At 68.9% G+C, this 11,978-nt stretch carries 13 protein-coding genes and 1 pseudogene; 6 read left to right on the top strand and 8 right to left on the bottom strand.

The annotated features are described in order from the left end of the window. Positions 1–123: 123 nt before the first annotated feature. Together ATM97_RS19900 and ATM97_RS19905 are read left to right on the top strand one after the other, a co-directional pair. Positions 124–1,251, top strand: a complete 1,128-nt coding sequence (locus ATM97_RS19900) for a hypothetical protein (protein ID WP_218719532.1) — start codon at positions 124–126, stop codon at positions 1,249–1,251. A 278-nt stretch (positions 1,252–1,529) separates the two neighbouring features. Continuing rightward, positions 1,530–2,597, top strand: a complete 1,068-nt coding sequence (locus ATM97_RS19905) for a hypothetical protein (protein WP_218719533.1) — start codon at positions 1,530–1,532, stop codon at positions 2,595–2,597. Here the strand turns inward: ATM97_RS19905 and coaA are convergent, their stop codons facing one another. Then, positions 2,598–3,530 carry a type I pantothenate kinase gene (gene coaA / locus ATM97_RS19910; protein WP_218719534.1) on the bottom strand — a complete coding sequence of 311 codons (933 nt, stop codon included), beginning with the start codon at positions 3,528–3,530 and terminating at the stop codon, positions 2,598–2,600. Positions 3,531–3,730: 200 nt separating this feature from the next. On the opposite strand from coaA, the gene ATM97_RS19915 reads away from it, so the two are divergent. Continuing rightward, complete coding sequence (locus ATM97_RS19915) at positions 3,731–4,933, top strand: DUF885 domain-containing protein (RefSeq protein WP_218719535.1); 1,203 nt, start codon at positions 3,731–3,733, stop codon at positions 4,931–4,933. Position 4,934: 1 nt separating this feature from the next. Here ATM97_RS19915 and ATM97_RS34510 read toward each other — a convergent pair whose 3' ends face one another. Further along, positions 4,935–5,057, bottom strand: coding sequence for a hypothetical protein (locus ATM97_RS34510; protein ID WP_255588081.1), 123 nt, complete (start codon positions 5,055–5,057; stop codon positions 4,935–4,937). A 171-nt stretch (positions 5,058–5,228) separates the two neighbouring features. Between ATM97_RS34510 and glyA the strand changes: the two genes are divergently transcribed. Further along, entirely contained in the window at positions 5,229–6,524 is a 1,296-nt protein-coding gene (gene glyA, locus ATM97_RS19920; protein WP_218719536.1) for a serine hydroxymethyltransferase, read from the top strand. 64 nt (positions 6,525–6,588) lie between these two features. Here glyA and ATM97_RS19925 read toward each other — a convergent pair whose 3' ends face one another. The 5 genes and pseudogenes from ATM97_RS19925 to ATM97_RS19945 form a co-directional block, all read right to left on the bottom strand. Next, positions 6,589–7,671, bottom strand: a complete 1,083-nt coding sequence (locus ATM97_RS19925) for an RDD family protein (protein ID WP_218719537.1) — start codon at positions 7,669–7,671, stop codon at positions 6,589–6,591. Beyond that, positions 7,668–8,315 carry a hypothetical protein gene (locus ATM97_RS19930; protein WP_218719538.1) on the bottom strand — a complete coding sequence of 216 codons (648 nt, stop codon included), beginning with the start codon at positions 8,313–8,315 and terminating at the stop codon, positions 7,668–7,670. The genes ATM97_RS19925 and ATM97_RS19930 overlap by 4 nt, the downstream gene beginning before the upstream one ends. Further along, positions 8,312–9,553 carry a hypothetical protein gene (locus ATM97_RS19935; RefSeq protein WP_218719539.1) on the bottom strand — a complete coding sequence of 414 codons (1,242 nt, stop codon included), beginning with the start codon at positions 9,551–9,553 and terminating at the stop codon, positions 8,312–8,314. Before ATM97_RS19935 ends, ATM97_RS19930 begins: the two co-directional genes overlap by 4 nt. Then, positions 9,550–9,885 carry a hypothetical protein gene (locus tag ATM97_RS19940; RefSeq protein ID WP_218719540.1) on the bottom strand — a complete coding sequence of 112 codons (336 nt, stop codon included), beginning with the start codon at positions 9,883–9,885 and terminating at the stop codon, positions 9,550–9,552. The genes ATM97_RS19935 and ATM97_RS19940 overlap by 4 nt, the downstream gene beginning before the upstream one ends. A 130-nt stretch (positions 9,886–10,015) precedes the next feature. Continuing rightward, positions 10,016–10,144 (bottom strand): annotated as a pseudogene (locus ATM97_RS19945) (LLM class F420-dependent oxidoreductase); the annotation flags it as partial. Between ATM97_RS19945 and ATM97_RS34515 the strand changes: the two are divergent. Together ATM97_RS34515 and ATM97_RS19950 are read left to right on the top strand one after the other, a co-directional pair. Next, entirely contained in the window at positions 10,109–10,237 is a 129-nt protein-coding gene (locus ATM97_RS34515; protein ID WP_255588104.1) for a hypothetical protein, read from the top strand. The pseudogene ATM97_RS19945 and the gene ATM97_RS34515 overlap by 36 nt on opposite strands. A gap of 336 nt (positions 10,238–10,573) precedes the next feature. After that, entirely contained in the window at positions 10,574–10,930 is a 357-nt protein-coding gene (locus ATM97_RS19950) for a hypothetical protein (protein ID WP_218719541.1), read from the top strand. Positions 10,931–11,552: 622 nt separating this feature from the next. On the opposite strand, the gene ATM97_RS19955 is transcribed toward ATM97_RS19950, so the two are convergent. Next, on the bottom strand, positions 11,553–11,834 hold the full coding sequence (locus ATM97_RS19955; RefSeq protein ID WP_218719542.1) for a WhiB family transcriptional regulator: 282 nt from the start codon (positions 11,832–11,834) through the stop codon (positions 11,553–11,555). Positions 11,835–11,978 lie beyond the last annotated feature (144 nt).

Below are 11,978 nucleotides of genomic sequence, written 5' to 3' on the forward strand. Positions count from 1 at the left end.
CGCGCACCACGACCAGCGGATCGACGCGGTCCGGGAGTTGTAGGAGAGTCGCCCCGATCCCCGGCGCGCGCGGGCTACGCTGCTGCGCGAGACCAGGCCCGACGACACGTGCAGGGGTGAGCTGTGGGAGTTGTGACCAAGCCGGGATCGAGTCGGCGCGCGCGGATCGCGGCGCTCGGCGCGGTGGCCAGTGCCGTGCTGCTCGTCGCGGGCTGCGGCGCCGACCGGACGGCACCGCCCCGGATCACGCCCGAGGACCAGCCACAGGCGTCGGGCGCGGTGTTCGCCTATCGCACCGAGGCCGAGCTGGCGGTGGTGCGCGGGGCCGACACCTTCCGCGCGCCGGGCAGCTTCGGCTATTCGTCGGCCGCGGTGAACTTCACCAGGAACGGCGAGTTCGCGTTCGCGGTGGAGTCGGGGTCGAAGACGCTGGTGACGGTCCGGGCCGCCGACGGGGCGGTGTCGCGGGTCGAGTGCGACTGCACCGACGCTGTCGCGGTGCGCGGCTCGGTGCTGGCGTGGTGGCGGGAACCGGGGCAGATCATGACCATGGACCTGTCCGGCACCGCGCCCCCGGCGCCGGAACAGGATGTGACACTGCCGGATTCGCCGAGTCCGCTCTCGGGCGGCTCGTGGGACGGGGCCAGGCTGGTCGCGGCGACCGACGAGTTCCTGCTGCTGGCCCGGGTCGAGTCGCGCGGCCTGTGGTGGGAGAAGAGCCACCTCTACGCGATCGGCACCGAGGCGATCCTGCCGCTGGGTCGCGTGCCCGGTCTCGACGCCAACCTGTCGGCCGCCGCCGGACCCGACGGCCATACCTTCGTGCTGGCGGGCACGACCGCACGCAGCGCGTCCTGCGGCACCGGCCACGTGGCGACCATCGACGCCCGCTCCAACGCCGTGCAGGCGCTGCCCGCGCTGCCGGGCGAGTGCTCGTCGGCCTACAGCCCGCGCTGGGGCGGCGACGGCACGATCACGGTCGCCACCAGGAAGTGGGCCGACCTGGCGGGCGCGCCGAGCGCCGTCGACCGGTTGCAGTCGGCGGCCCAGGGCTGGGCGCCGGTCGGCGAGCAGCCGGTGGTCGACATGCTGCCGCGCGCGCAGGAATCGGTGATCCAGGTCGTCGCGGGTGATCCGACGGCGGCGCGCGACACCCCACGCGGGGTGCTCGTCGTCGAAAAGGACGGCACGCGTACCGAACTCGCCACCCAGGTGGTATCGCTGGGCGCGCCTGCCGCGACCCGAAGGTAGATCGGCCCCACGATCCGCCGCTGGCTCGACCGATCCGGGTGGCTCCGCGCCGTCACGGCCTCGGCCGTGGTGATCGACCGCGACCCCGGCGGGCGGTTCCGCCGCGCTGCCGGGTAGTGCTGGAGCGCGACGGCGATCGCTTACCAGGCACGAGTCCCGGCTTCGGAAGCCGATCGAACCACTGCGGCGTCGGGTCCGTATACCCGCGCGCCGGGCACAGTGCCCGGCCGATCGGCGCCGCACGGTGGCGCCGAGGCGGGGGAGCGCCGGAGGTAGTGATGCGGATCAGTGGGTTACGGATGGTCGTCGCCGCGGCGGCGGTCGCGGTCCTCGGGGCGGGGTGCGCGCCCGCCACGCCGCAGGGGCCGCAGATCGTGACGGCGGCACCGCAATCGGCGCCGCTGTTCGCGGTGCGCACGACAACCGGGATGGGGATCGCCGATGCCTCGGGGATGCGCGGCGACCGGGTCGGCGACTATCGCGATATCGGTTTCAGCCAGGACAATTCGCTGGCCTACGCGGTCGACGGGGCCGGTGTGGTGAGCGCGCTGGAGGTCGCCGAGCTGCTGGTCGCCTCGGGCCGCATCGACTGCCGGTGCACCCGGGTGTTCCCGCTGCACGACGCGGTGGTCGGCTGGTGGCGCGACGGCGCGATCATGCAGGCCGACCTGCGCACCCCCGATCCCACTGTGCTGCGGTCGATCTCGCTGCCCACGCCGCGTGATCCGCTGGGGGAGGGCGCCGCCCTCACCGGCACCGAGCTGATCGCCCTGGACCGCGACCGCGCCGTGCTCACCCGGATCGAATCCGTCCCCGGCGCGAACTGGGGCATCAATCACCTCTATGTCGTCGACCTGAATTCCGGTGCGGTGCGGCAGTTCGGCCGCATCGCCGAGGTGAACACGCCGTTCCGGCAGGCGGCGATCGCGCCCGGCGGACGCTCGGTCGTCGTGGCGGGCTACAGCCGCGACAATGTCGCCTGCGGTACCGCCTCGGTGCACCGGCTCGATCTCGCCACCGGGACAGTGGATTCCGTGGGCCCGCCGTTCCCGTCGTGCAGCTCGATCGCCGACATCCGCGGCGACGGCACGGATGTCGTGCTGACCCGCCTGGTCTGGAACCGCGACGAACCGCAGCAGCTCGGGTCCTCGACGGTGTGGCGCTACCGCGACGGCTGGACCCAGGCCGGCGCCGACCCGGCCCTGCGCGTCCTCACCGATCCCCACGCCGTCGAGCTGCGCCACACCGGCGCGGCGGCGCCGTTCGGCACCATCGCCGGGGACCTGACCGTCGACGGGAAGACGGTGCTGCGCGACGTGATCGAGGTGCGGGCGACGCACCGCTGATCAGAGCTTGCGCAGCCGCAACCGGTTGATGGTGTGGTCGGCGTCCTTGCGCAGCACCAGGGTCGCGCGCGGGCGGGTCGGCAGGATGTTCTCCACCAGGTTGGGCCGGTTGGTGGAGTTCCAGATGTCGCGCGCGGCCGCGGTGGCCTGCTCGTCGCTGAACCCGGCGTAGTGGTGGAAGTGCGCGTCGGGGTCGGCGAAGCCGGTCTCGCGCAGCGCGAGAAAGCGCTGCACGTACCAGTTCTCGATGTCCTCGATCCTGGCGTCGACGTAGATGGAGAAGTCGAACAGGTCCGACACCATCAGCCGCGGACCGGTCTGCAGCACGTTGAGGCCCTCCACGATGAGGATGTCGGGCTGGCGCACACAGTGCTTCTCGTCGGGCACGATGTCGTAGGACTTGTGCGAATAGACCGGCGCGCACACCTCTTCGGCGCCGGACTTCACCTCGGTGACGAACCGCAGCAGCTTGCGCCGGTCGTAGCTCTCGGGGAAACCCTTGCGGTGCATGATGCCGCGGCGGGTGAGTTCGGCGGTGGGGTAGAGGAAACCGTCGGTGGTCACCAGGTCGACCCGGGGATGGTGGTCCCAGCGGGCCAGCAGCGCCTGCAGCACACGCGCGGTGGTCGACTTGCCGACCGCGACACTGCCCGCGACGCCGATCACGAACGGCACCTGCTTGTCGGGATGCTTCTCCCCGAGGAAGGTCGCGGTGGCGGCGAACAGCCGCTGGCGGGCCGCGACCTGCAGGTGGATGAGACGGGCGAGCGGCAGGTAGACCTCGGCCACTTCCTCGAGATCGATCTGCTCGCCGAGACCACGTAGGCCGGTCAGTTCCTCCTCGGTCAGGACCAGGGGAGTCGACTTGCGCAGGGTGCGCCACTGCTTCCGGTCGAACTCCACATACGGGCTCGGCTCGCTCATCCGTGCCACCTACCCGACGCTCCGTCCGGGCGCACACGCACAGCTGGGCTGCCCGTCCAGTGAGATCCGGGATAACTCTGACCGCATGCCGCGATTGTGCTCCGTCCCGGCCGTCGGCGCGCAACAGGGGGTTTGGCTACCCGTCGGTAACGAGCGACAACACCGAGGTAGGACCCGCTTTTCCGAATTACCCCGTAAGGTCGGACGGCATGGGGTCACATCCACTCGTCACTGAATACCTGCGGCTCGGACTGGCTTTCGACCGGCTCGAAGAAGGCTTCGTCGACGCCTACACCGGCGACCCGCAGCTGCGTCGCGACATCGAGAACGCGCCGGTCCCCGACCCGGCGGAGCTGGTGAAGCGGGCCGTCGACCTGCGCGCCGGCCTGGCCGATGCGGGGCTGTCGGCACGGCGCACCGAATTCCTCGACGCCCACCTGGTCGCGATGGAGTGCTCGGCGCGCAAGTTCGCCGGGGAGGAGATCGGGTTCGTCGACGAGGTCCGCGCCTACTTCGATGTCGACATCGCGCCCGGCGACCCCGACGACTACCGCGAGGCACACCGCCGGATGGACGAGGTGCTCGGCGGGGAGGGCCCGCTGGCCGAGCGCGCCGCCGCCTACCGGCGCGGCGACGAGATCCCGCCGGACAAGCTCGCGGTCTGCGTCGAGGCGTTCTCCAGCGCGCTGCGCGAGCGGGTCCGCGAGCGCTACCCGCTGCCCGACCACGAGACCGTCACCTACGAGGTGGTCGGTGACAAGCCGTGGTCCGGATTCAACTACTACCTGGGCAACTTCCACTCCAAGGTCGCGATCAACTCCGACCTCAAGCAGCACATGGCGCACCTGCCCGCGCTCATCGCGCACGAGGCCTACCCGGGCCATCACACCGAACACTGCCGCAAGGAAGCCGGGCTGGTCGCCGCGGGCGAGGACGAACAGACGCTGTTCCTGGTCAACACCCCGCAGTGCCTGATGGCCGAGGGCCTGGCCGACCTGGCGCTGCAGTCGATCATCGGGCCGGGCTGGGGACTGTGGGCCCAGGAGATCTACGCCGACCTGGGGCTGCGCTTCGACGGTGAACGGGCCGAGCGCTTCTCGACCGCGTCGGCGAAACTGCTGAGCGTGCGCCAGGACGCGGCGCTGCTGCTGCACGATCAGCGGCGCGGCGAGGACGAGGTCGCGGCCTTCCTGCAGCGGTGGAGCCTGGCCACGCCGGAGCGGGCGCGCCAATCGCTGCGGTTCCTGTCCTCGCCGCTGTGGCGGGCCTACATCAGCACCTACGTGGAGGGCTACCGCCTGCTCGGCGGCTGGCTCGACGGCGCGGTCGACGCGCAGGATCGGGTCGAGCGGTTCGGCCGTCTGCTCGACGAGCCGCTCACCCCGGGCGCGATCCGGCGGATGCCGGTGTGAACTACAGGATGACGGCGCAGCCGCCCGGGTTGAACAGCGAGCAGATCAGGTAACTCACCTGGAGCAGCAGCGCTTCGATCGGGTTGGACGGTGCGATGGCCGGTGTCACGGGGAGGAGGTCCACGACTGTGTCATCGGTCACCGGCGGGGCGGCTGTTACGGCCGCCGGTGCTGCTCGATGGGGGTCGTCGGCGCGGCCGCAGGGCTGTGAGCTGCGTCTCCCGGGTGGCGGCTCCGTCGGTGTTGCGCTATCCCCGTGCTCGGGCGTCCGCGCGCGGCCCATAGACTGAGGGTCGTGACGCAGACGACCGCTTCGGTGAATACCCAGTCTCTCGGTGAGCTCGATCCCGAGTTGGCCGCCGCGATGGCGGGCGAGCTCGCCCGCGAACGCGACACCCTCGAGATGATCGCCTCGGAGAACTTCGTGCCGCGTGCGGTCCTGCAGGCGCAGGGTTCCGTGCTCACCAACAAGTACGCCGAGGGCTACCCGGGCCGCCGCTACTACGGCGGCTGCGAGGCCGTCGACGTGGTGGAGACCCTGGCGCGCGACCGCGCCAAGGAGCTCTTCGGCGCCGAGTTCGCCAACGTGCAGCCCCACTCCGGCGCGCAGGCCAACGCCGCGGTGCTGATGGCGCTGATGAACCCGGGCGAGACCCTGCTGGGCCTGGACCTGGCCCACGGCGGTCACCTCACCCACGGCATGCGCCTGAACTTCTCGGGCAAGCTCTACGACGTCCACTCCTACGGTGTGTCGAAGGAAGACCACCGCATCGACATGGACGAGGTGCGCGACATCGCCAAGGCGTCCAAGCCGAAGGTGATCGTGGCCGGCTGGTCGGCCTACCCGCGCCACCAGGACTTCGCCAAGTTCCGGGAGATCGCCGACGAGGTCGGCGCCTACCTGTGGGTCGACATGGCGCACTTCGCCGGTCTGGTCGCCGCCGGTCTGCACCCCTCGCCGGTCCCGTACGCCGACGTGGTGTCCTCCACCGTGCACAAGACCCTCGGCGGCCCCCGCTCCGGCCTGATCCTGGCCAAGCAGGAATTCGCCAAGAAGCTGAACTCGGCGGTCTTCCCGGGTCAGCAGGGCGGCCCGCTGATGCACGTGATCGCCGCCAAGGCCGCCGCCTTCAAGATCGCCGCGACCGAGGAGTTCAAGGACCGCCAGGTGCGCACCCTGTCCGGTTCCCGGATCCTCGCCGAGCGTCTGACCGGCGCCGACGTCAAGGACAAGGGCGTGTCCGTCCTCACCGGCGGCACCGACGTGCACCTGGTCCTGGTCGACCTGCGCAACTCCGAGCTCGACGGCCAGCAGGCCGAGGATCTCCTGCACGAGGTCGGCATCACGGTCAACCGCAACGCGGTCCCGTTCGACCCGCGCCCGCCGATGGTCACCTCCGGCCTGCGTATCGGCACCGCCGCCCTGGCCACCCGTGGCTTCGGCGACGCCGAGTTCACCGAGGTCGCCGACATCATCGCCGCCGCTCTCGCCGGCACCTCCGACACGGACTCGCTGCGCGCCCGCGTCGCCAAGCTGGCCCAGAGCGTCCCGCTCTACCAGGGCCTGGAGGACTGGCGCCTGCTCGGCTGAGCCGATTCCTGACCGAGGGCCCTCGCCTGCTGAGTCATTCAGCCGGCGAGGGCTTTTCGCCGTTTCAGGCGGCCTGCCTGATCACCCGGCGGGCGTCGGTGCGGCGCACCGCCGGGAGCAGGTAGCGCTCGGGGCGCTCCGGGACGGAGCTGTCTCCCAGGATCAGCAGCGGCATGATCACCCCGATCAGCCAGGCCGCGAGCAGTCGGCGCGCACGGGGAGCGCGGCCCGTGTCGCGGTCGATGATGACCAGCCCGAACACGGCTTTGCCGAGCGTCGTCCTCGTCACGGCTTGGAAGACGACCCGGTCGACGAACGACGCGAGCAGGAAGCATCCGATCATCGTCCACCACTTGATCTGGGGACTGTTCCACTCCTGGTGTGTCACGGCATGACGCGTCGCCTCGTCGGTGAAGAACACGACACCGACACCGATCGCCAGATGCAGGGCGACGTCGAGCGGGTAGGCCAGCGTTCGACGAAGCTTGCGCGGTGAGGGGAACGCGGGATCGTCCAATCCACCGTGCTTGCCGAGAGGTTCGGGGGTTGTCGCCGGAGAAGCGCTGCGCGGCTGCGGAATCGGAGCCGATGACTCGTTCTTGACGAACAGCGAGGTGCCGAAGCGCGGCGGCGTGTAGAAGAGCGAACGGTAGGCCAGCTGTGTGCGGGCGCCGCCCGGTTTCGCGATGAGGCCTGCCTTGTTCGGCACCCCGGCGAACCACACCAGTTCGTCGTCGCCGCTGAACGTGCGCGATGTCCACTTGCGCAGCACCACGGTGCCGGCGATGGTTCCCCGGTCGTCTAGCAGATGGACCCATTCCTGGATGCCGGTTCGCAGCGTCTCGATGCGCCACACCTGCCAGCGATGCCGCGCCGACAACCATCGCCGAAACGCGGTTCGGGTCATGACGATTCCCGTCACGGTGAGTGGCAAGACCGCGAAGAAGCACAGCAGCGCCATCCGGTCGGCGTCCTGCGCCGTCCGTCCTGTCTCCGTCTGCGACACCTCGACGAAGTGGACGAACGCCACCGCGCACGCCACGCCGAGCCCGAGCACGACCAGCGCGCGCACAGTCGTCCAGAGAAGCGTCCCCAAGGTGCGCGGTGTGCTCCAGGCCCGCGCCGTCCGGACGCCGGTTCCGTTCACAGCGCGAGCGTGAATTGTGGATGGACAACGGTGTCGAAGGTGATCGAGCCGGCCAGCAGCACCATCATCGCCCCGAAATCGGACCCGTACGCCACATCGGCGGTCGACAGCACGGCGACGGCGATCCGGGCGCCGTCGTCGGCGACGACGATCGCCTCGATCTGATGGACGGCGCGGCCGGGAGACTCCGCCCGCGATGAATCGTCGACGACGGCATAGGTTGTCGTCGATTCGATGAACAGGACTGTGCGCCCGCCGAGTTCGACCGGCTCGATGTGTGCGTCGCGGCCGTCGGTCGCCTTCTCCGCGGCCAGCTCGGCGATGGTCACCCGGGGGTTCTGGGCGCGACCGCGATCCAGCAGCGAGATGGTCAGCCACGAGGTCACCGGTGTGCCGTCCGCGGCGGCGTGCTGACCGATCGCGCAGTAACAGGCGTTGTTGGCGCGCAGGACGGTCAGCAGGTCGGCGATGGCCGTCGCCACTTCGGGAAAGACGTCGGCGACCTCGGTCGGCAGGAACTCGACGATGCTCTCGGCCGACTCGACCGCTTCATGAATCGTGTCCAGCGGTAATTCGTAGTAGCCGCGCGGCAGGACGACCGACAGCGAGGTGGTCGACCCGCCAGGCGTGGTGTGGGCTGTCAATCTCCAACTCCCTGGGACAGATCGATCGACTTGTACGAGGCGCCGGTCATCCGCTGCAGCACCGCCAGCGCGGTCGCCGGACTCTCCTGCATGAAGTGCTTGCCTTCGGCTCCGGTGAGCTGCAGCAGCGAATGCACACCGGTCGTCGCGCCGGAGGAGGTGAGCTTGTCCGACACGCCGAAGACGTTCTTGTCGGTGAAGACACGGGCGACGAGACCCGGATCATTCGCCGCTTCCCCCCAGGTCTGCGCCATCATCCCGAATCTGCCGAGATCATCGGCGCCGCCCCCCATGAGGCCCACCTTGCCCGCCTTGAACACCCCCGAGGCGCCGGGCACCACGCTCAGCAGGTCACCGCCGACGGTCGCGGCGGCGCCGAGCCTCTCGGTCCAGCTGCCGTTGACCAGGTCGTCGCGCAGTTCGTCGTTGGTGGCGGTCAGGGCCAGCGCCCCCGCGCCCGCGGCCAACGAGATGCCCAATGCGATCGCGCTGATCGGCGGCGGGGTGACCAGCGCCAGGATGCCGCCGATCGCGGAGGTGGTGGACAGCACCTCGTGAATCGCGTCGCGGTTCTCATCGATCCAATCGGTGAGACTGTCCCACCAGCTCTTGTCCGGTTCGCTGGGTGCGAAGTTCGCGGCGGACTCCAGTTCGCTCGCCGTGGTGGTGGCCTTGGCGTTGTGCGCGATCTCCAGATCTTTCGCGCGGGCGATGATCGCGTCGATCGCGGCCTGACAGTTGTCGACCGCGGTCGACGCCGAGGTCACCTGGGCGTTGGCGGCGTTGAGCCGGGACTGGGCGTCGGCCAGCTCGGACGCGTCGGAGAAGGTCTTGTTGGCCAGGCCGAGGTCGGGATTGGCCTTGGCCTGCTGGAGCGCGGTGACCGCTTGGGCGTGGTTGGCCCTGGCGGTGGCGGCTTCGGTCTCCAGACCTTTCGCGGTGTCCTGGAAGGCCACGAGATCGGTGTGCCAGGCCGCGATCGCGGTGTTGGCCTGCTGCAGCGAGGATTGGGCGAGTCCGAGGTCCTGGGCGAGCGTGGCGTCGAAGCCGGCGCGGAAGGCATCGCCCGCCTCGCCTTTCCACACCTCGTCGTTGCTGTTGCGAATGCTGGTGAGCAGCGTGTTGGTCTCGGTGACGGCGTCGGCAGCGGTCTTGACCTTCGTGCCGAGGGCGGCGACTTCGGTGGCGTCCCCCGGGGTGGGGTTGAAACCGAGATTCGGGTAGGGGTTGTCGGTCAATTCGGGGTCCCCGGAGTGACCGCCTGTGGATCGGTCTGCGCGCCCGCCTGGGCGAGTGCCTGCGCGACCGCGGTATCGAGCTGCTGGTAGGCGGTGTGGCACTGCGCGATTCCGTCGGCGGTGACGGTCGCGGACTCGCAGATCCGTTCGATGCCGTACTTCCACTTGCTCTGGAAGTTGTCGGCGGCGTCGTTCAGCTTGGCGGTTCCGATGTCGGAATTCCCGTCCTTGGACAGCGCGTTCATGGCGTCGGTGAGCACCTGCTCCGTGCCGCGCAGCAACTGGACGGTCTTGCCCAGGACATCGATGTCCACCTGGAGAATCCCGGTCATCTACCCTCCCCGTTTCCTCGTTCTGTTGATTGGACGCACGAAGCGACGATTCGGTTCCATCGCGTTGCGGCGACGGACCGACGGGTCACGTGATCCAGGGAGTCAACATAGCGGGAACCCGCGGTACCGGGATTCGCTCGGTCGCGGTGGCCAGCGCGCCGAGCGCCGTGTAGGCCTCCAGCATCGGCTCGTCCGGGGCGCCGATGCCGGGTAGCTGGTAGAAGTGGTCCATCACGAACGCGGCGTCGAAGCCGGCACCTCCGACACCGACTCGCTGCGCGCCCGCGTCGCCAAGCTGGCCCAGAGCGTCCCGCTCTACCAGGGCCTGGAGGACTGGCGCCTGCTCGGCTGAGCACCCACCCGCATCGAAGCCTCCTCGGTGAGCGAGCCACTCGCCCACCGAGGGCGCTTTTCGCGTGCTGGTCAGGCCGCGTGCTGACCGGATCACGATGGAGACCGTCGGCTGGACGCGCCGGAGCTCGGCACGAACGTCCTGGCTCTCAGGGACATGAGCACCGGCCGGAGCGACCTCGTCGATCAGCTACTGCCGGGTCTTTCGTCCTGAGCGGCCCGGCGACTGTCCCCGTATGACCGATGAATATGTTCGCGGCTGCGAACGTATTGATAGTTTTCGCTCGGCGCTGTAGACGCCACCGAATTGTCGCCGAAATCCGGTCACACGGCCTGGATGGCTATTCATGGAAAGGGTGGTCGCATGGTGATTACGCGAATGTTGAGGAATTCTGTTGCGATTCTGATCGGTGTGGGAATCCTGCTGTCGGGTGCGGGACCAGCGCTTGCTGCAGCCGACGTCGGCGCATTCGGATCGTCGGAACTCGTGGATGCGGGAACGGGTTCGGCCCGCTCCGGCATATCACTTGGTGCGCAGATCGTGAGCTCGGGCAGTGCGGCGGCATCAGACGCTTCGAAGCTGTTGTCACAGCTTGTCGAGAGCGGAGGCTCCGTGGTGTCCGGCGGCAGTTCTGTCGCAGGTTCGATGCTCGAATTACTGGCTTCTTGGGCCGATCTGATCGGCCACCGGTGATCGGGTCCGAAGAAATGACAATTGTCCCTACTTGCCCGGCGAGTGTCCCGTCCGGGCAGGCGGTCCTTTTTTCGGCGCTGAATTGTAGTTAGCGTTCGGCATGTTCATCCGGATATCACACCGGATGTTCGCAAGGCGGCATCGGGGGCTGCTCAGGCGGCCAGGAAACGTGTGTCGTGAAATCCGGTACATCGCAGAGGAGTGGACCATGAAAAGGAAGCGCGTCGGTTGGGTAGCGGTCGCCCTCGCTGTCGGAATGGGTGTTCCCGCGGTGGGTGCCTCGGTGGCGTATGCCGATTCCGGGTCGGGAGGTCCGGCAGCGGCGGAATTGGCCGAAGCGGGTAGTTCGGTCGGTGGCGAGATCTTGGGCACCGGTAGTGGGATCGCGTCGGAGGGGGTGGGCCTGCTGCTTCCCGCTGTGGGACTGGGCAGCTCATCCGCGAAGGCGCTGGCAGGACTGCTCAGTTCCGGGAGTACGCGAGCGGACGAGCCGCCCGCGAGTGCGTCGCCGGGGCAAGAGTAGTGAGCGGGACTTGCTGACTCGTTGAGCGTGGGGTGGCGTCGGTCCGATGCGCGGTCGGACCGACGTCGCGCTGCTGCCCGAGCACGGGCCTGGCGGGGGTCAGCTCGGTGGTCCGCTGTCGTCGGTGCCCGCGATCTGTCTGAGCGCTTCGATTGCGGCCGGTCGCGGATCGGCGCCGTAACCGATCAGGACGCCCGCGTAGATGCCGCATTTTATCTTCTCGTCGAGGACGAATCGCGCGCACTCCTTGATGACTGGGCAGTGCAGGCACACTCCCCGTGTCCGCGCGATGGTGAGCTTTCTTGTCTGCAGGGAAGGGAAGAACATCTCGGGGGGCACGGATCGGCAGTTGGCCTTCTTGATCCACTCATTTCTTGCCATCAAGATTCCATTCTGTTGTGCATCGAAGTCATGTTGATCGAATCATTTCTGATACCAGAGGGGCAGGGGTGGATGTCCCGGAAAAGCTACTTACCTCGAGGGTGATGTTGTGCGAGTGCGTCGAATCAGAGAAGACCCTATCGA

Origin of the sequence: Nocardia sp. MH4 (genome assembly GCF_019266065.1) — a bacterium.
Lineage (GTDB): Bacteria > Actinomycetota > Actinomycetes > Mycobacteriales > Mycobacteriaceae > Nocardia > Nocardia canadensis.

What these genes read in the sequence shown, in the direction of transcription:
- ATM97_RS19905 (WP_218719533.1), top strand. Translation starts at nt 1,530, where the DNA reads ATGCGGATCAGTGGGTTACGGATGGTCGTCGCCGCGGCGGCGGTCGCG.
- ATM97_RS19915 (WP_218719535.1), top strand. Translation starts at nt 3,731, where the DNA reads ATGGGGTCACATCCACTCGTCACTGAATACCTGCGGCTCGGACTGGCT.
- ATM97_RS19940 (WP_218719540.1), bottom strand. Translation starts at nt 9,885, where the DNA reads ATGACCGGGATTCTCCAGGTGGACATCGATGTCCTGGGCAAGACCGTC.
- ATM97_RS19950 (WP_218719541.1), top strand. Translation starts at nt 10,574, where the DNA reads ATGGCTATTCATGGAAAGGGTGGTCGCATGGTGATTACGCGAATGTTG.
- ATM97_RS19955 (WP_218719542.1), bottom strand. Translation starts at nt 11,834, where the DNA reads ATGGCAAGAAATGAGTGGATCAAGAAGGCCAACTGCCGATCCGTGCCC.